Origin of the sequence: Enterobacter cloacae complex sp. P14RS (assembly GCF_014895895.1) — a bacterium.
Lineage (GTDB): Bacteria > Pseudomonadota > Gammaproteobacteria > Enterobacterales > Enterobacteriaceae > Enterobacter > Enterobacter bugandensis.
Genome location: NZ_JADBQM010000016.1, coordinates 38916 through 57824, shown reverse-complemented (window position 1 = coordinate 57824; position 18909 = coordinate 38916). Strand labels below are relative to the sequence as shown.

General features: G+C 55.6%; 16 protein-coding genes. 3 read left to right on the top strand and 13 right to left on the bottom strand.

The genetic code is table 11. The features are described 5' to 3' along the window. Nucleotides 1-12: 12 nt before the first annotated feature. On the bottom strand, nucleotides 13-1962 hold the full coding sequence (locus tag IM295_RS13905) for a glycoside hydrolase family 127 protein (protein ID WP_126327135.1): 1950 nt from the start codon (nucleotides 1960-1962) through the stop codon (nucleotides 13-15). A gap of 10 nt (nucleotides 1963-1972) precedes the next feature. Continuing rightward, on the bottom strand, nucleotides 1973-3373 hold the full coding sequence (locus IM295_RS13900) for an MFS transporter (RefSeq protein WP_028015059.1): 1401 nt from the start codon (nucleotides 3371-3373) through the stop codon (nucleotides 1973-1975). Between the two features lie 225 nt (nucleotides 3374-3598). On the opposite strand from IM295_RS13900, the gene IM295_RS13895 reads away from it, so the two are divergent. Next, entirely contained in the window at nucleotides 3599-4417 is an 819-nt protein-coding gene (locus tag IM295_RS13895; RefSeq protein ID WP_045260037.1) for an AraC family transcriptional regulator, read from the top strand. On the opposite strand, the gene araD is transcribed toward IM295_RS13895, so the two are convergent. From araD to yiaK, 8 genes are all read right to left on the bottom strand, one after another. Further along, on the bottom strand, nucleotides 4418-5113 hold the full coding sequence (araD, locus tag IM295_RS13890) for an L-ribulose-5-phosphate 4-epimerase (RefSeq protein ID WP_041911632.1): 696 nt from the start codon (nucleotides 5111-5113) through the stop codon (nucleotides 4418-4420). Beyond that, the gene (locus IM295_RS13885; protein ID WP_045260035.1) at nucleotides 5107-5967 is read right to left on the bottom strand and encodes an L-ribulose-5-phosphate 3-epimerase; all 861 of its coding nucleotides are present in this window, start codon (nucleotides 5965-5967) and stop codon (nucleotides 5107-5109) included. The genes araD and IM295_RS13885 overlap by 7 nt, the downstream gene beginning before the upstream one ends. Before the next feature lie 2 nt (nucleotides 5968-5969). Next, nucleotides 5970-6623, bottom strand: a complete 654-nt coding sequence (gene ulaD / locus IM295_RS13880) for a 3-keto-L-gulonate-6-phosphate decarboxylase UlaD (protein ID WP_048960299.1) — start codon at nucleotides 6621-6623, stop codon at nucleotides 5970-5972. Next, the gene (locus tag IM295_RS13875; RefSeq protein ID WP_193066830.1) at nucleotides 6620-8125 is read right to left on the bottom strand and encodes an FGGY-family carbohydrate kinase; all 1506 of its coding nucleotides are present in this window, start codon (nucleotides 8123-8125) and stop codon (nucleotides 6620-6622) included. The genes ulaD and IM295_RS13875 overlap by 4 nt, the downstream gene beginning before the upstream one ends. Nucleotides 8126-8201: 76 nt before the next feature. After that, entirely contained in the window at nucleotides 8202-9521 is a 1320-nt protein-coding gene (locus IM295_RS13870; protein ID WP_193066829.1) for an MFS transporter, read from the bottom strand. Between the two features lie 42 nt (nucleotides 9522-9563). Beyond that, nucleotides 9564-10490 carry a DUF4862 family protein gene (locus IM295_RS13865; RefSeq protein ID WP_193066828.1) on the bottom strand — a complete coding sequence of 309 codons (927 nt, stop codon included), beginning with the start codon at nucleotides 10488-10490 and terminating at the stop codon, nucleotides 9564-9566. 26 nt (nucleotides 10491-10516) lie between these two features. Then, entirely contained in the window at nucleotides 10517-10984 is a 468-nt protein-coding gene (locus IM295_RS13860; RefSeq protein WP_045630272.1) for a YhcH/YjgK/YiaL family protein, read from the bottom strand. A gap of 10 nt (nucleotides 10985-10994) precedes the next feature. Further along, nucleotides 10995-11993, bottom strand: a complete 999-nt coding sequence (gene yiaK / locus IM295_RS13855) for a 3-dehydro-L-gulonate 2-dehydrogenase (protein ID WP_041911626.1) — start codon at nucleotides 11991-11993, stop codon at nucleotides 10995-10997. Nucleotides 11994-12217: 224 nt separating this feature from the next. Between yiaK and yiaJ the strand changes: the two genes are divergently transcribed. After that, on the top strand, nucleotides 12218-13036 hold the full coding sequence (gene yiaJ, locus IM295_RS13850) for an IclR family transcriptional regulator YiaJ (protein WP_041911625.1): 819 nt from the start codon (nucleotides 12218-12220) through the stop codon (nucleotides 13034-13036). Nucleotides 13037-13040: 4 nt separating this feature from the next. On the opposite strand, the gene avtA is transcribed toward yiaJ, so the two are convergent. Beyond that, nucleotides 13041-14297 carry a valine--pyruvate transaminase gene (avtA, locus tag IM295_RS13845; RefSeq protein ID WP_045260029.1) on the bottom strand — a complete coding sequence of 419 codons (1257 nt, stop codon included), beginning with the start codon at nucleotides 14295-14297 and terminating at the stop codon, nucleotides 13041-13043. A 200-nt stretch (nucleotides 14298-14497) separates the two neighbouring features. Further along, nucleotides 14498-16528: an alpha-amylase gene (locus IM295_RS13840; protein ID WP_193066827.1), complete on the bottom strand. Its 2031-nt coding sequence runs from the start codon at nucleotides 16526-16528 to the stop codon at nucleotides 14498-14500. Nucleotides 16529-16842: 314 nt separating this feature from the next. Here IM295_RS13840 and IM295_RS13835 point away from each other — a divergent pair, with 314 nt between their 5' ends. Further along, nucleotides 16843-17667, top strand: coding sequence for a protein bax (locus IM295_RS13835; RefSeq protein ID WP_045630274.1), 825 nt, complete (start codon nucleotides 16843-16845; stop codon nucleotides 17665-17667). A gap of 38 nt (nucleotides 17668-17705) precedes the next feature. Here IM295_RS13835 and xylR read toward each other — a convergent pair whose 3' ends face one another. After that, a complete protein-coding gene (gene xylR / locus IM295_RS13830) occupies nucleotides 17706-18884 on the bottom strand; it encodes a D-xylose utilization transcriptional activator XylR (RefSeq protein WP_041911622.1) in 1179 nt (392 codons plus the stop codon). Between the last annotated feature and the right edge of the window lie 25 nt (nucleotides 18885-18909).

Genomic DNA, 18909 nt, shown 5'->3' with positions numbered 1-18909 from the left:
GACCGCCGCTATTCAGCCTTCATCCACCCATATCCGCATTTCCCCTTCTCCCCGGTTAGCCCAGCTAAACCACGGAATAAAGGTCAACGTCCGGGGCTGGCGCAGTACCGGCGAGCGGTCGTACTGCCACAGCGCATCCGTTTCCTTCATGTGACACCCAATCCCTTCTGTCTGTATCAGCATCTTATGCGCGAAAATGCCTTTGCCTTCATATACCCGGAACTCGCTATCTCGGGGCAAGGAGAGGTTATGCAGGTTGGCGCCGTTATCAGCTTCTTCCAGGCAGTAAACCAGCGGCCCGCGCTGTAGCGCGACTTTACCCGCCTGCTGGCGCACCTGGGGGTTACCGTACACGCGGCGGACCGGCATCGGTAGCGTCAGGGTCAGGGTGTCGCCTTCCTGCCAGCGGCGGTTGAGGTAGAGGTATCCGCGTGACGCTTCACCGGTAATGGCTTCGCCATTCAGCGAAACGGCAGGCTCCGCGCACCAGTCCGGCAGCCTGAGTGCCAGCGTGTGGGTGACCGGAACCGGCGAAGTGATTTCGATCTTCACCTGCTCCTGCCACGGATAGTTACCGCTAATGCGCAGCTGTAGGGCGTTATCGCCCACCGGAATGGCGACGTCGTTCCCCACGTACAGGTTTATCAGCAGCGCATCCGGACGAACGGTATAAATGTAGTGCCCCAGCGAGGTCAGCACGCGGGCGATATTCGGCGGGCAGCAGGCGCAGCCGAACCAGCGCTGACGCACCGGCTTCACGTGGTCATAGATATGGTTAAAGGCCAGCGTTTTCGGATGCACTTCCAGTGGATTGACATAAAAGAAATGCTTACCGTCCAGCGCCATCCCGCCCAGCACCGTGTTGTACAGCGCGCGCTCCATCACGTCGGCGTAGTGGCCGTCTGCCTCCATCTCCAGCATCCGGCGGGCGAACATCATCAGGCCGATTGAGGCGCAGCTTTCGGCGTACACCGTATCGTTGGGCAGATCGTAATCGCTGCTGAACGCCTCCCCGCTGCTCTGCGAGCCAATCCCGCCGGTGATATACAGCTGGCGCTGCGCCATATTGCTCCACAAACGCAGACAGTCCTGACGTTTCCCCTCGTCGTTGCTCAGGCGCGCCAGATGCGCCATGCCCGCCATCAGATAGACGAAACGCACGGCATGGCCGACGGCCGTTTGTTGTTCCGCAAGGGGCAGATGCGCCTGGCTGTAGGCTTTGTCCTTGACCATCCACGCCGGACCATAGGTGTTCCAGTAAGATGTTTTGCCGCGCTTCTCGTATTCGCTATCGTAGAAGTGAGGCTGCGCGCCGCGTTCTTCAATAAAGTATTTCACCAGATTGAGATAACGCGGCTCCTGCGTGACGTCGTACAGCCGCATCAGCGCCAGCTCGATTTCCGGGTGACCAGGGTAACCGTGTAGCTGTGTTTCTCCCGGGCCAAACACGCTGTCGATATGGTCCGCCAGCCTGCACACCACGTCCAGCAGGCGACGTTTTCCGGTTCCCTGGAAATACGCCACGCCAGCTTCAATCATATGCCCGGCGCAGTACAGCTCGTGGCATTCGGCCAGATTCGTCCAGCGTTCCTCGGGGGCTTTTACCGTAAAGTAGGTGTTGAGGTAGCCATCTTCACACTGCGCCGCCGCGACCAGCTCAATCACCTCGTCGGCGGTTTTTTCCAGTGCTGCATCCGGCTTCTGGCACAGCGACCACGCCACGGCTTCGAGCCATTTCGCCACGTCGCTGTCCTGAAACACCATCCCGTAAAACTCCCCCTGTTCCAGCCCGGCCGCGATGCGGAAGTTAGCGATGGCGTGGCTGGGTTCGGCCTCCGCCACGCGGTCGTTTAGCGCATCCCACTGGTAAGGGATCACCACGTCACGGACCAGCCGTTGATATTGCCCGAGAAACGGATCGTTGATTTTCAGCTGGTGCAGGTCGGGTTCCATTATGGACATAGCGTTCTCCTCAGGACGGTACGTGACGCTGGCGCAGGTCGGTGGAAATGCGCGACATCATTGGGTTATTAAGCCTGCACCAGCGGATAGCGACCGCCAGCAGCAGGTGGAAAAGGGCAGGCAGCAGCGTCTCCATGGCGGTAATGCCCTGCAGTGAGGCTGGCGTCTGGTTGCCCGCGCCTGGCTGATAGGCCACGGCAATAAACACCAGGCTGATAATCCCGGCGCTGGACGCCCACGCAAGCTTGATGAAAAACAGGTTGAAGGCGAAGTTCATGCCCGACGAACGCACGCCGGTTTTCCACTCGCCGTAGTCATCGGCAAAGGCCATTAGCGAGAAGTGCAGCGGCAGGGTGAAGCCCAGGATCACGCCGTTGCTTAAAATGACGATCAGCCATAGCGTCTGGTGCGCCGGGCCACCCGGCAGAAACCACATGCCCACCGCAAGCGCAGCGAGCACCAGGTTGGTGTAGTAGTAGAGTTTGACGGTATCAATACGGCGCGACAGCGGGCTGACGATCACCGCGCCCAGAATAGCGGCAAAGGTCACCATGGTGAAAAACAGCGAGGTGTACGCCGTGCTGCCCTGAAGCACGTAGGTGATAAAGTACATATATCCACCGCCGCGAATGTTGAAGACGTTGATCAGCAGAAACGACATCAACAACATCAGCAGCAGCTGATCGTTTTTACGCAGGCCCGCCAGGTGCTCGCGCAGGGTGAATTTGCCCATCAGCGCCAGCGGAACGCGTTCGCGAACCCAGAAGAAGCAGCACAAGAACATCACCACGGCGATAGCGCACAGCACGCCAACGCCCAGTTGATAACCCTTCGCGGCATCGCCCTGACCCAGCTCCGCTACCAGCCACGGCAGGCCAACGGAGACCAGAAAGCCCGCCACGCCGCACAGCACAAAGCGCCAGGACTGGCAGGCGATCACCTCGTTGTGGCGGGTGGTCATGGTGTTAATCAGCGCGCAGTAGGGCACGTTGATGGCGGTATAGCCCACGGATAACAGCAAATAGGTGCCGAACGCCCAGGCGATTTTCACGCCCATGCTGGCTTCCGGAACGGTGAAGGTCATTACGCCGATAATGCCTATCGGGACGGCGACCCACAGCTGCCAGGGACGAAATCGGCCCCAGCGGCTCTGCGTGCGGTCAGCAATGACGCCCATCACCGGATCGGAAATGGCGTCAAACACGCGAAGGGCAATAAACAGCGTGCCCACCAGCGCAGGGGTGAGACCAAATACATCGGTATAGAAAAAGGTCAGAAAGTTCATGATCAGGCAGGTAATCACCGTGCCGCCCGCATCGCCCAGGCCGTAGCCCATTTTCTCGCGGACGGACAGCCGGTCGTCGACTTTCTGTTTTGCAGCGTCTGCGTCTGTAATCGGTGTGGAAGTCATGAAGTAACTCCTCGGAGATCGAATTTATTATCGTATTTATGCTGGGTACCTCTTTATTCTGCATCGAACGGGAAGGCCAACAAGGGAAGGGAAAAGTATAAAAAGGTGACGATTCCGACCTGATGATAAAAATGTGATTCCGATCGGACAGATATTTTAATATTGATTAATAATCAACGGGTAAGTCGAATATTAACGACAATAAAAGCGGAATGGTGAATATCCATGCTCGAATTATCCATAGCGCTTCCGGTTAAGGTTCAAAATGGCGGGCTATTTATCTCCCGCGGAGTGGGCCGCCACCCTGCGCGAAAATTAACATCGTGGGAGATTATTTTTGTCGAAAAAGGGACTTTAACGATCCAGGAAGAAAATCATGTTTTTGATGTCAATGCGGGAGAGAGTTTGTTGCTCTGGCCGCAGCGTCGGCATGTGGGCGTGGAGGATTTCCCGGCGGACCTGCGCTTTTACTGGCTGCATTTTGAGGTGGAGCCGCAAGATCCAACGTTACCCAATGCTGCTCCTCTGGCAATAGAACAACACTGCCGCGTAAGGGATGCGGAATATGTGATTGCGCTCTTTCGTCAATTTCTCAGCGAGCAGGAGAAATTACGGCGAAGCCTGGCGCTGGAGATGATTTTATTATTGATTTTACAGCAGGTGTCAAACTCTTCAGGATATGAAGACAGCGCAGATCAGGCCGGCGCGGCGATGGCATGGAAGGCAAAACAGCTTATTCGCACGCAGTTTCATTTACCGATATCCACCTCGCAGCTGGCAAAAGCGTTGCACTGTAATGCAGATTATCTCGGGCGCGTCTTTCGCCGGACTTTCCATTTAACCCTGACGGAGGCGATACATCGCCAGCGCGTCAGGGCGGCGGAAAAACTCCTGCTCAACGACGCTGCGTCATTAACCGAGGTCGCAGCGCGCTGCGGCTTTAACGACGTGGGATATTTCCGACAGATATTTTCGAAGCATACCGGGTTAACCCCCGCCGTCTGGAAACGGCGGTACTGTAAAGAGCATATTAATTCCGGTTGATTACTGCCCGTAATAGGCGTTCGCCCCGTGCTTGCGCAGATAATGCTTGTCCAGCAGCGCCTGCTGCATAGCCGGTAACTGTGGTGCGAGCTGGCGTGAGAACAGGCCCATATAGGCGCACTCTTCCAGCACGACGGCATTGTGGACCGCATCGGCAGCGTCTTTGCCCCAGGCGAACGGGCCGTGGGAGTGAACCAGTACCGCCGGGACCTGCATTGGGCTGAGATCGCGCTCCTCGAAGGTTTTAATGATCACTTCGCCCGTCTGGTATTCGTATTCCCCGGCAATTTCTGCCGTGGTCATCAGCCGCGTGCAGGGGATCGCTCCGTAGAAATAGTCTGCGTGCGTCGTGCCCCAGGCGGGTAAATCCTGTCCCGCCTGCGACCAGATGGTGGCGTGGCGGGAATGGGTATGTACGATGCCGCCAATCTCCGGATAACGGCGATACAGTGCCAGATGGGTTGGTGTGTCAGAGGAGGGTTTTTTACTGCCTTCGACCACCAGGCCGGTGGCAATGTTCACCACCACCATATCCTCCGCCGTCATCACGTCGTACTCCACGCCGGACGGCTTGATGACCATCATGCCGCTTTCGCGATCTATTGCGCTGACGTTGCCCCAGGTAAAGGTCACCAGCTGGTGGGCTGGCAGCGCCAGGTTTGCCGCCAGTACCTCGGTTTTCAGTTGTTCTAACATGTCATGCCTCCTTCCTGCATACGGGCTTCAATCCAGCGGCGTGCCTGGATAATCTCCAGCACCGGCTCTTTGGCTTTTTCGGTCCACATTTCAATCAGAAACGCGCCGCGATAGTTCAGCTTATTCAGCGTGTTAAACACGCCGACAAAATCGACGCAGCCATCGCCAAACGGTACATCGCGGAACTGTCCAGGGCTTTGCGCGGTAACGGGTTGGGTATCTTTCAGGTGAATAGCCGCAATGCGGTCAATGCCCAGCGTCAGCTCGGCGGTAACGTCGTTACCCCACGCGCTCAGGTTGCCAACGTCCGGGTAAACGCTGAACCACGGCGAGGCGAGCATGCTGTCCCACTTTTTCCACTTGCTGATGGAATTCATGAATGCGGTATCCATGATCTCGACCGCCAGCATCACCTGTGCGGCGGCGGCCTGCTCAACGGCCCATGCCAGTCCTTCGGCAAAACGTTGTTGAGTACCTTCATCGTGCTCTTCGTAATAGACGTCATAACCCGCAAGCTGAATGGTGCGAATACCTAAGTCGCGTGCCAGCCTGATGGCTTTGGTCATGATCTCACGGGCGCGCTGGCGCACCGTTTCGTCGCGGCTGCCGAACGGGAAGCGACGGTGGGCAGACAAGCACATAGAAGGGATAGAGACCCCGGTTTCCAGCATCGCTTCAACCAGAGAGGCGCGCTGCGTGGTACTCCACTCAAGGCGAGATAAACGCTCGTCGGTTTCATCAACCGACATCTCAACGAAATCGAATCCGCAGCTCTTCGCCAGGACCAGGCGTTCCGGCCAGGAGAGATCTTTCGGCAGCGCTTTTTCATAAATACCTAACGGATGCTGACGCATGGTTACGCTCCCCAGATATCGCGGATTTGCGAATGGAATGCCTGTGCCACCTGTGGCGGGTTATCCGCGCCCGCCAGCGCGCGCCCGGCGATAAACGCTTTGACGTTGATTCGCTTAAACAGGGGGAGATCGGCAGGCGTGATGCCGCCGGTAATCGAAAGCTGTAAACCGATATCTGAGAGGGCTTTCATTCTGGCGAGATCCGTCTCACCCCACTGCTGACCGCTGGCCTGCGCGTCTCTTCCCCGGTGGTATATCGCCTGTTTTACGCCGATACGTTGCCATGCGCGCGCGTCGTCCAGCGTCCAGTTACCAAAGAGCTCTATCTGGATTTCTCCTCCGCAGCGCAGTGCCACCTCGTGGCCTCGCTCAACGGTCGCCAGCGGAGCGGCGCAGATAATGGTCATCCAGTTCGCGCCCGCGCCAAACGCCTGTTCTGCCAGCGTCTCGCCGGCATCGGCCACTTTCCAGTCCGCCACAATAATTTTCTCCGGGCACTGTTTGCGCAGCGCGCGGACGGCGCTTAGTCCTTCGGTCAGACATAAAATGGTACCGGCTTCGACGATATCGACGTGATCCACAAGCAGGGCAACATCGCGCTGCGCGGCCTGAAGTGAGGTGTGATCGAGCGCCAGCTGCAGTAATGGTCGGCTCATAGGTCGTGCTCCTTAACCTGGGCGTGATAGCCCTGTAATGCTGAAATCAGTAACTGATAGCGGTGATATTTGCGTTGATAGGCCGCATGGGCGTTCATGTCGGGTTCAATCACCCGGATGTCATGTTTAAGGGCGCGTTGCGCCGTGTGGAAATCGGGATAGATGCCTGTACCGACCAGTGCGGCCAGCGCGGCACCGGAACAGCCAGTCTCTTCTAGCTGGGGTAATTGAATTGTCAGACTGCTGACGTCCGCAAGCATCTGCATCCACACGTCCGAATGGGCCGGGCCACCCGTGACGCGCAGTGCCTGCACCTCGGTAAAGCGCTCAAGCATGCGGTTAAGATGGGTCATGTGGCTGAATACCACGCCTTCGTAAACCGCCTGCAACAGGTGTGCGCGGGTGTGTAGCGCCTGCATGCCGTAGAAACCGCTGGTCATCTCCAGGCCCGCGTTGCTGCCGTAGAGGAAGGGCAGGAAAATCAGATCGCTTCCGGCTTTTGGCAGACCGGCGACGGCATGGTTGATTTCATCGAATGACATATCGCCCCACTGCGCGGTGAGCCACTCAAGATTGCCGGAGGAAGTCGGGCTGGCTTCGTGAACGATGTACTGTTGCGGATGAACGTAGCGGCCATAGACGTAGGGGAACGGCTCGCTGTCGCGGATGCCATGCGCAATCCCGCTGGTGACGGCCCAGGTGCCCATTACGGCATTCAACGTATGTTCGTCGTGTAGCCCGGCGCAGATCGCGGTGGAAACCACGTCAAACAGTCCACCAACGACGGGCGTACCCGCCGCGAGACCGGTCAGGGCGGCTGCCTGAGCGGTGATTTCCCCGCAAATTTCTGCTGAACCGACAATCGGCGGCAGGGCGCCGTCAATTTCGCTGATACCGAGCCAGCGTGTGAGCTGTGGGTCGTACTGGCCGGTATTCATATTGTAGAGATTGGACTCCGAAATGTTGCTCTCTTCGCAGGCTTTGGTGCCGGTGAGGCACCAGCGTAGATAATCGTGCGCCATCATCACGCAGCCAATTTTCTCGAAGCGCTGAGGCTCATTCTCTTTTACCCAGCGCAGAAGCGAGGCCGGATGCCCGGTCCACAGCGTCTGGCGCGTATGCGGATAGAGTTTTTCTGGAATGCCGTCCTGCTGCCAGCGTTGCACAATCTCCAGCGCCCGGCGGTCAGAAGAGAGCATGGCGTTGCCCAGGGGCCGATCCTGTTTATCGAGTAGAAACAGTCCTTTGCCCTGAGCAGAAATGCCGACGCCTTTGATCTGCTCTCCGTCTATGCCTGAACGTTTGAGCAGCGTGGCGACGGTAGCGTGGCAGTGCTGCCAGAGCTGGTGCATATCCCGCTCCGCATAGCCTGCGCGTGGGCTGAGCGTGGCCACTGAGCGACGTTCGATACACATTTCCTTTCCCTGGCGGTTGTATAACCCGGCTTTCAGATAAGTACCGCCACAATCGATACCCAGCCAGAAGGGCTCTTTTTCACTCATCTTCATCTCACTTATTCGCCGGGTGGCGCTTCGCTTACCCGGCCTACGGTTCGGTTTAGTGGGTTGGGTGAGGGCATCAGGCCGCACGTTTATGCGGATTCACCGTGGGATTGGGTTCTGCTCCGGCATCACATTTCGCTGGTAACAGCAGTGCCAGCAGCGCAGCCAGTGCCAGAGAAATCGCCAGGCAGTAAACTCCCGCATCTTTGCTGTACAGCGTTATCAGTACGCCTACCGCATAAGGGCCGCAGAATCCGCCGAGGTTACCAAGCGCATTGATCACACCGCGCGCACCGCCTGCCATCTCGGCGCTAAACAGACGTGCAGGAATCGTCCAGAACACCCCAGCGGCGGACTGCAGGAAGAATCCGCAGCCGACCAACGCGGCATAGGCCAGCCAGGTGTTTGCCTTCAGCGCCACGGAGAGGAACATGCAAAGTGCGAAGCCAATCAGCGGCAGGGAGACAAACAGCTTGCGCTTGCCGGTGCGGTCAGAAAGCGTAGAGAAGAGGAACATCCCCGCAATGGCACCGATGTAAGGCAGAATGGCGAGCACCCCGACCTGGCCGATGCTGGTGTGCGTCAGCTCTTTCAGGATGGTGGGCAGCCAAAGGGTATAACCGTAAATCCCGGTCTGGTAGAAGAAGTTCAGGGCGATTAATTGCCACATGGTTTTATCGGAAAGCACGGCGCTCAATGAGGCATTTTTCACCTCTTTTCCGGCGATGGCCTGCTGTTCAGCGGCCAGCGTTTGCACCAGATAGTTTTTCTCGGCCTCTGAGATCCAGCGTGCTTCCTGCGGACGGTCATAAACGGTGAACGCCCACAGCACCAGCACCATTATGGACATCAAACCTTCAATGATAAAAAGCCAGCGCCAGTCGAGCGCGGTAATAATCCAGCCAGAAAGTGGCGCGGTGATGATCCCGGCAATCGGCACGAACATGATCACAATCGCGTTGGCGCGGCCACGTTCGGCATCGGGGAACCAGTTGCTTATCATCGTTAACACAACGGGCAGCATCCCGCCTTCCGCCACGCCGAGTAAGAAGCGCAGCACCAGCAACTGATACTGGTTGGTGACAATACCGGTCAGGACTGAGATGACTGCCCAGGCGACCAGGGACCAACCGATAAACTTCTTGCCGCTACCATGAACAGCAATCTTGCCGCCCGGAACCTGCAGGAACAGATAGCCGATAAAGAAGATCCCGCCTGCCAGGCCTGCCATGGTGGCGGAAATACCCAGTTCTTCATCCATACCTCCGGGCATCGCAAAGGCGATATTTACGCGGTCCATGTAAGAAATAATGCAGGCGATAAGAATAGGTGGAATGATTCTTAGCCAGCGCTGGCGCGGAATATCCGCATGTAGAGCATTCGTTGAAATATTCATAGTTAATGTCTCTGTGAATGTAATCGGAATATGTTTTTATTTTTATTGTGTCGCTTTATTCATAGCGCTAATGCCGTCACGCAAAATGGCGATGCGATGGCTGACATCAGCATTAGCATTTATTTCCAGTAATTTAATACCGGAGAATTTCAATTTTGCGGCGCTCGCCGCAGTAAAGAGTGATGTAGCCTGTTCAGTCGTCATTAAACTGTCGGCACAGAACGAAGAAAACGGCGCGTGCAGATCCTGCCACTCGCCATATTCGCCGCGTGTGGTGGTGCCAGAGAACATCAGCGCGCCCAATTTTCCGGCTTTACATGCGGCCTGAACGTGTTCAAGCGGAACGGTGGAATTACGGCCTTCAATGGCCGACCGTGCCCAGTTGATGCAGACGCTGATGTCGGTTCCGTTTACCACCTCCAGCACCTGTTCTAAGGGTAAAAAACCTTTACGCGGTGCAGGTCCGGTCATGGCATCGCAGTGTTCCAGCACCAGATCGCAGGACCAGTTCCAGCTCACAATTTCGCAGATTGAGCGGGAGAATGCCTCGGTGGCCTGTTCGACGGATGCGTTCCCGGCCTGCGGCGCCGCCTGCATCTCCAGGGCTATGACTTTTCCCGGAAAACGCACATTTACAGCGTCAATTTTCTGGTGCAGATGCCGGTAAAATTCAACGCATGCTTTACGTTGTTCTTCGTCTGCTGATGCCAGACCAAATGCGCCGTTCGTGCCACGACGGCGCATGGTTTCCATCACCGCCGTGACCACGATTTGCCACTCGTCCGGCGTATGACGGAACAGCCACTCGTCACCGAAAGGATGAAGGTTTTCCAGGCAAGGTTGTTCCAGCCCGCGTATGTACGGTGTGTCGGAAAGTTCCCGCCAGAAGGATTGTTCTTCTTGTTCCCCTTTCTGGTGAAACGAGGGTGCGCAGGGGTACGCACCAATAATAAAACCGGTGTTGGTCATTTCGCGTTCCTGTATTCGTCAGAAAATTACAATAATTCGCTGATTGCCACTTTCACCACAATTTTACGAATTACCGTTTCCTTGTTTTTAATACAGGCAGGACGATGAACATCCTGCGGGAAAAATATGGCATAACTGCCAGGTACCATTTCTATAAACGACTCATTTTCGCTGTCGTGATAAAAAATAATATCTCGCTGTTCCAGTAATGATTCACTTATTTTGTTATTGCCAGTATCAATAGCGATACCGATTTTCTCTTCACCCCAGGCCAGAAACTGAATATCCAGATAGCGGCGGTGCACTTCAGGACGGTTTTCGTGTTGTTCCTTTGTGGTGAGGTCGAGCACCTGGGCAAAAATAGTGCGGCCTTCAATTTCCACCACGCCTGGCTCCAGGGTGGTGAAATCCGTGGTGCGCAGAAAATGAAGCGCTTTTTCAATCGCCAGCGGCAGGCGACACGGATTGGGCTGCGAAATATGTCCGAATATCATCATCCCCTCCTTACAGAGACTGGATTTTCGCCCATACGCTGTCGTCAATGGTTATGCCGTTGCGACGGTTCTCTTCTTGCAGACGCGTGAATTCATGTCCCGGCAAACGAACGGCAACATTTTCATCAGCGCGTTCGGCGGTAGTGATGAAGTCCATGATGCGTTGCAGTTTGGCATCGCGGGTTGGCCCGTCGATCAGGCGATCCACTTCAATAGCGATAAAGATCTGCGATACGCCATATTCGTCGCTGTTGTCCTGGGTCACTTCTGCGACGGAAGAGCCGTTAGAGAGCAGGGTAGCGATCATGTCGAGCACGATGGATAAGCCTGAACCTTTCCAGTAGCCCATCGGCAGAATACGGCGGTTTTTCTCAATCACGCCAGGCTCTCGGGTGAGATTGCCCTCGTCGTCAAAGCCGCCATCTACAGGCAACTCGCGCCCGGCCAGGCGGTTCACTTCCAGCATGCCGTAGGAGAACATCGACATCGACATGTCGACCATGGTGATGGGATTCGACGGGATAGCGACGATCAGCGGGTTTGTGCCGATGCAGCATTCTTTTGATCCCCACGCAGGCATTACTGCAATGGAGTTGGTCCAGCAAATTCCAATGTAACCTTTCTCAGCCGCCTGCCAGCCGTAACTGCCGCCGCGCATCCAGTGGTTGGCGTTACGCAGCGCCACCAGGCCGATACCGTGGTCGGATGCCAGTTCGGTGGCGCGATCCATCATCTTTTTCGCTGTCAGGTTGCCGATGGAGCGTCGGGCATCCCACTGTTCGATGGCACCCAATGAGGTCACCCGTTGTGGCTGGGCGTCAGGGATGATGTCGCCCGCATCCAGTTGCTGAATAAAACGCGGGAAGCGGTTTACGCCATGCGAGTAGACACCGGACTCGGTGGTGCGGGCAAACATCTCTGCGCAGGCATCGGCAGTCTCCACTTTTATGCCGCGATCGAGCAGAACCCGATTGAACGCCGCTTTCAACTCTTCGAAGGTCACTTTCATCCCTGTTCTCCTGTTTTTTAGGGGCAAGTGCGAACGCTTTTTTATCGTTAAATTTCACTATGCGAAATCTGATTTCAAATATAGCGATCAATTTTTGTCAGATCAACGACATTCACGTTTTTCAAAAATCATTAAAATCAACTGGTTGTGTTTTTTCTGTTGAGATCGTGAACTAAACCACACTTTGCGCTACCATCAGGAGCGCGATAAAAAGGAGCGATTTGATGAGCATGAAAGAGAGCGAAATAACGCAGGAAAAAGAGAGGCCAGCGGGCAGCCAGAGCCTGTTTCGCGGCCTGATGCTGATTGAGATCCTCAGCAACTACCCGAACGGGTGTCCGCTTGCGCATTTATCGGAACTGGCTGGTTTGAATAAGAGCACCGTCCACCGGTTACTCCAGGGACTGCAGTCGTGCGGGTACGTTACCCCGGCGCCAGCGGCGGGCAGCTATCGTTTGACCACGAAATTCATTGCTGTCGGGCAAAAGGCGCTGTCATCGCTCAACATTATTCACGTGGCGGCCCCGCATCTTGAGGCGCTGAACATTGCCACTGGCGAAACGGTGAACTTTTCCAGTCGGGAAGATGACCACGCGATCCTAATTTATAAGCTCGAGCCGACAACCGGCATGCTGCGTACGCGTGCTTACATCGGCCAGCATATGCCGCTCTATTGTTCTGCAATGGGCAAGATCTATATGGCCTTTGGTCATCAGGATTACGTGGCCAGTTACTGGCAAAGCCATCAGGAACAGATTCAACCGCTGACGCGCAATACCATCACTGAACTGAGTGCTATGTACGATGAGCTGGCGGAAATTCGCGATCGCAGCATGGCAATGGATAAAGAAGAGAACGAGCTGGGTGTCTCCTGTATCGCCGTGCCGGTGTTTGATATTCATGGTCGCGTGCCGTATGCGATCTCCATTTCGCTGTCGACGTCCCGCATGAAGCAGGTTGGCGAGAAAAACCTGCTCAAGCCTCTGCGCGAAACGGCAGAGGCGATATCAAAAGAGCTGGGTTTTAACGTGCGTGAGGGGTAGCGTGTTACTGGCTGCCTTCATGCCACGCTTTTTCAATTTCTTCGGCGAGAATTTTGACGCCCGCTTCGATTTTTGCCGGATCGGGCACGTAGTTCATGCGCATGCACTGGTGCGTGTGCGGCCACGGCTTATCCAGACCCGGGAAGAAGTAATCGCCCGGCACCATCAGCACGCCACGCTTTTTCAGTCGCTGATAGAGCAGTTCTGTAGTGATCGGCAAATCCTTAAACCACAGCCACAGGAAAATCGCTCCTTCGGGTTTGTGGATCAGGCAGCGTTCTTCCGGTAAGTAGCGGCGAAGCGTCGCAATCGTCTCCTGAACGCGCTGGTAATAGAACGGTTTGATGACTTCATTAGACAGACGCAGCAGGTCGTTGCGCTTGATCATTTCGCACATCATCGCCGGACCGATACCACCCGGTGAAAGGCTGATAATGCCGTTCATATTGGTAATGGCGGTGATGATTTTCTCGTTGGCGATGATGATGCCGCAGCGGCTGCCCGGCAGACCCAGCTTGGAGAGGCTCATGCACAGGACAATGTTCGGGTTCCACAGCGGACGTGCTTCGCTGAAGATAATGCCCGGGAATGGCACGCCGTAGGCATTGTCGATCACCAGCGGGATGCCGTGCTGATTCGCCAGGACATCCAGCTTCATCAGTTCGTCGTCGGTAATCACGTTGCCCGTTGGGTTCGTCGGACGCGATACGCAGATCATCCCCGTCTCTTCACCAATATGCAGGTGTTCAAAATCGACGTGATATTTGAACTGGCCTTCCGGCAGCAGCTCGATGTTCGGGCGCGCGGAGACGAACAGATCCTCTTCCAGGCCGGAATCAGCATAGCCGATATACTCCGGTGCCAGCGGGAACAGCACCTTTTTGGTGGTGCCGTCGGCACGACGCCCTGCGAAGAGGTTAAACAAGTAGAAAAACGCGCTCTGGCTGCCGTTTGTTAGTGCAATATTCTGTGGTTCGATATCCCAGCCCAGCTCTTCACGCAGCATTTTGGCAAGGAGAGTCAGTAGCTCGGTTTTACCCTGTGGACCGTCGTAATTGCAGAGCGCATCGGTCGCTTTGCCGTTTTCCAGCATCTGCGCGAGCAGCGTCTGGAAATAGGTTGTCATCTCCGGAATTTGCGCCGGGTTTCCGCCGCCGAGCATGATGGCACCCGGTGTGCGCAGCCCGTCGTTGAGGTCCTCCATCAGGCGAGTAATGCCTGAATGGCGGGTGAATTTGTCGCCAAAAAGTGAAAACGTCATAGCAGGTGTTCTATCGAGCTTATTTTGAAAGTGGGTAACCATAACGCTAGCACTGTGCTGGTGCAAATCGGGAGATGTGGTCGGATTTGTTGTTTTGTATGGCGGAGTGGGATTTGTGTAGTGAATAGTTCTGGTGTGTTTCACCCCTCACCCCTGCCTTCTCCCCATGCGGGGAGAGGGCCAGGGTGAGGGGGGGATAATTATTGATTACCCGCCCATACCACCATCACCTTATCGCCCTTGTGCTCGCGCACGAAGCCGTACCCCTCTTTCAGCGACAGCGTGGTTTGCTTGCCTTCACCGATCGCCGGATGGCGGGCGCGGAACTGGCCCAGCGTTTGCCAGTGGGCGACGGTTAAGGCCTGCTTGCCCGTCACGTCCTGCCAGTTCATATCCGAGCGTGTACCCTGCAGCGGGTCAGACCCCGTCGGGCCAAACGGACGCTCGGATTCATCACCGTAATAGATTTGTACGCTGCCCGGTGCCAGCAGGAGCAGCTCCGCAGCGCGCTGGCCTCCTTCGCGGAACAGGCGTGTGTCATGGGAGGAGAGATAGCTCAGCACGTTGAAGCTTTGCAGCTTTTCCGCCATCTGCTGCCAGGTGAGATCCATATCGGCCAGGCAATCCACCGCTTTTGCCGCCTGCTCCTGATAATCAAAGTTGATCATCGCGTCGAAACCGTGGCGGTAATAGTCGCTTTGCATCACTCCGTGACCCCAGGACTCGCCGGTCATCCAGAACGGTGCGTTATCGAGCTTTTTGTCCGGGTTGGCCCCTTTCCACGCGGCCAGGGCCTGACTAGCCTGGTCCTTTAACTGCTGCCAGGCCGCAAGCTCGACGTGCTTCGCGGTATCCACCCGGAAACCGTCAATGCCGTAGTCGCGCACCCACTGGCTGAGCCAGTGGGTGAGATAGTCGCGCGGGGTATATCCCGGGATGGCTTTCGCGTGGGTATCGGGCTTGTGCTGATAAAAGTTGGGTAATCCGGAAGGGGCGGTGGATTCCGTTTTCAGATCAGGTAGGAACGCCAGCGACATGGTTAAATCGTCGAAGCCGGGGTTGTCGTAATCACCAATGTCGGTGCGGATCCATTTCTTGCCCCACCATTTTTCCCATGCGGCTTTGTCGCTAAAGTTGATGTAATCGTTGAAGCTATGCCAGCTTTGGCCCGCGCCCGGCTTCCAGTCCGTCCAGCGGTCGCCCAGGGTCTTTTTCAGCTCATCACCCTGCAGATACAGCACGCCAAACTGGTACTCCTGCATGTCCGCAAGTGTCGCGTAGCCCGCGTGGTTCATGACGATATCGAACAGGATGCGAATGCCGCGCCTGTGCGCTTCATCAACAAGATGGCGCAGATCATCCTCGGTGCCCATGTTGGCATCGAGCTTCGTCCAGTCCTGGGTGTAGTAGCCGTGATAGGCATAGTGTGGGAAGTCCCCTTTGGTGCCACCGCCTACCCAACCGTGGATCTGCTCAAGCGGGGAACTTATCCAGAGCGCGTTCACCCCCAGCTGCTGTAAATAGTCGAGCCTGCTGGCGAGCCCTTTGAGATCGCCACCGTGGAAGGTGCCAATTTCCTGCATGCCGTCTTTGTGACGACCGTAGCTGTTGTCGTTGCCCGGGTCGCCATTCACAAAGCGGTCGGTTAGCACAAAATAGACGGTGGCGTTCTGCCAGCTAAACGGCGCTGGTTTGTCGGTTTCGGCGCGCTCAAGCAGCAGCAGGCCACCACTGCTGGCGTCTGGCTGCAGGGTTATGTTTCCGTTCTGCACCGTCGCGGTCTGTTTGCTGTAGAAATCACGCACCACGGTGCCTTCCGGGAAGGTATGGCTGACGTCCAGCGTCAGCGGTTTACCGTCCCACTTCGGGCACTGGCGGATAACGCTTGCAACCGGCTGTTCTGCGGTGCTCTGAATTGTCAGCAACAGAGTTGGCGTGCCGGATCGGGTATCAATCCGCATCTGGTATTCACCGTCGCGGAAAAGGCGCCACTGCGGCGGAGACCCGTCGCAGGGCTTGAGCGACAGCATCTCATTGAGTTTTATCGCCTCCGAAGGCTGCCAGCACGTCTTGTCAAAACCCAGCGTCAGAGGACGCGTACCCTTCGTAAGCTTTGCCTGGCTGGTGAAAACCCCGGTGCCTTCGGCACGAAATGCGTTAAACCCCGGCGATGACCAGTCGGCATGTGCCAGAGCGGGTAACATCAGAAAAGCTAATGCGGTGCGTTTCATTCCATTTTCCTGTCGCGGCATTTTTGACCAGTGTGCCATCAGGTTGTGGTTAAAAACTCATCCTCCATCGCTTTCTGTCGGGAGGATCTGTGAGGATGAGTGATCCCGCGCGAAATGAGACAGTTATCTGCGATATCGCACACATTTTTTCAGGAATGATGTTTTTATGAGCAAGTTTCAGGTGACATAGTTTCGGATTTGGACTATTTCTATACGTGCTCTTGAAGTCTATTTTTGATATGATTTGAGATTCCGCTCTCAAATTTGTGAAAAAAATAAGGTGTTGGGATGATTACATCCGACCAGGAGACCTAATGATATCGACTCCCATTCGACGATATGGGGCCGCGATACTCATGTTACTCACCACGACATTTTCGGGTGGGGTGCTTGCGAAGACGCACACGGATACAACGAGTAAGAAAGCCCACGTAATAAAGACGACAAGTAGTAAGGTTAGCAGTAAACAAGAGTATTCTCGCAATAGTGCAAAGAGTAGTTCACTTCCTGATTTGCGAAAATACCCTTCCGGAACACCAAGAAAAAAAGCGTTTCTCCGGACGGTAATGCCTTACATAACAAGTCAAAATGCCGCGATTACGGCGGATCGTAACTGGTTAATTTCAAAACAGTACGATAGCCGCTGGTCGCCGTCTGAACGCGCGCGTCTGAAAGACATCACGAAGCGCTATAAACTGAGCTGGAACGGTAACACGCGTCGCGTACCGTGGAATGCTCTCCTTGAGCGTGTGGACATTATCCCAGGCAGCATGGTAGCGACCATGGCAGCAGCCGAAAGCGGCTGGGGAACGTCTAAGCTGGCGCGTAATAACAACAACCTGTTCGGCATGAAATGTGCGAAAGGGCGTTGTAATAATGCGCCCGGCAAAGTGAAGGGCTATTCTCAGTTTGAATCAGTAAAAGATTCCGTGAATGCTTACGCGGTGAATCTTAATACGCACCCGGCCTACTCATCGTTCCGTAAATCACGCGCTCAGTTGCGTAAAGCGGATCAGGAAGTAACGGCCAGCGCAATGATTCACAAGCTAAAAGGTTATTCGACGAAGGGAAATAGCTATAACAACTATCTGTTCGCTATGTACCAGGATAACCAGCGCTTAATTGCCGCCCATATGTAATCTCAAAAAACGCCTTCCAGTGGAAGGCGTTTCCTTTTCTATATCAGCACCTCGCTGTGGCGATCCCGGTACTCTTTCGGCGTGGTGTCATACTCTTTGCGAAACACCGAATAGAAATACTGCAGCGACGGATAGCCGCACATCTGCGAGATTTCGTTGATCGACAGTGACGTGGAGACAAGCAGGCTGCGGGCCTTCTCCAGCTTCTCCGCATGAATGACGGCATGAATGGTTTCGCCCACCTCTTCTTTGAATCGCTTCTCCAGATTCGAGCGGGAAATGCCCACCGAGTCCAGGACCTGATCGACCTTAATCCCTTTGCAGGCGTGGTTGCGAATATAGTGCATGGCCTGAATGACGGCCGGGTCGCTTAGGGAGCGATAATCGGTTGAGCGACGCTCAACGACGCGGACGGGGGGAACCAGCAGGCGCTGAAGCGGCAGAGCCTCTTTATCCAGCAGACGGTGCAACAGCTTTGCCGCCTGATAGCCCATCTGACGTGTGCCCTGTGCTACGGAGGAGAGCGCCACGCGGGACAGGTAGCGGGTCAGTTCTTCGTTATCAATGCCAATCACGCACAGTTTTTCGGGCACCGGGATATGCAAATGTTCGCAGACCTGCAGCACGTGTCGGGCCCGGGCGTCCGTCACGGCAATAATGCCGGTTTGCGGTGGCAGCGTTTGCAGCCAGTCCGCCAGGCGGTTTTGCGCGTGCTGCCAGTTTTCCGGTGCGGTTTCCAGCCCCTGATAGACCACGCCGCGGTACTTCTCCTGTGCGACCAGCTGGCAAAACGCATGTTCACGCTCCACGGCCCAGCGCTTGCCGCTGGTGGCGGGTAAACCATAAAACGCGAAGCGATGGACGCCTTTCTCCTTTAAATGGAGAAAGGCGGCCTCGACCAGGGCATGGTTATCGGTGGCGATGTAGTGGACCGGCGGGTAGTGTTCGGGTGAATGATACGAGCCGCCGACGCCCACAATCGGCACGTCGACGTCGGTCAGCAGCTGCTCGATGATGGGATCGTCATAGTCGGCGATGACGCCATCACCCAGCCAGTCTTTGATGTTCTCCAGACGGGTGCGGAAATCTTCTTCAATAAAAATATCCCATTCGGATTGCGACGCCTGCAAATATTCACCCACGCCTTCTACCACCTGACGGTCGTAGGCTTTGTTGGCATTGAATAACAACGTAATGCGGTGACGCTTTTCAAACATGGCTCGCTTCCCAATTAAGTCACAA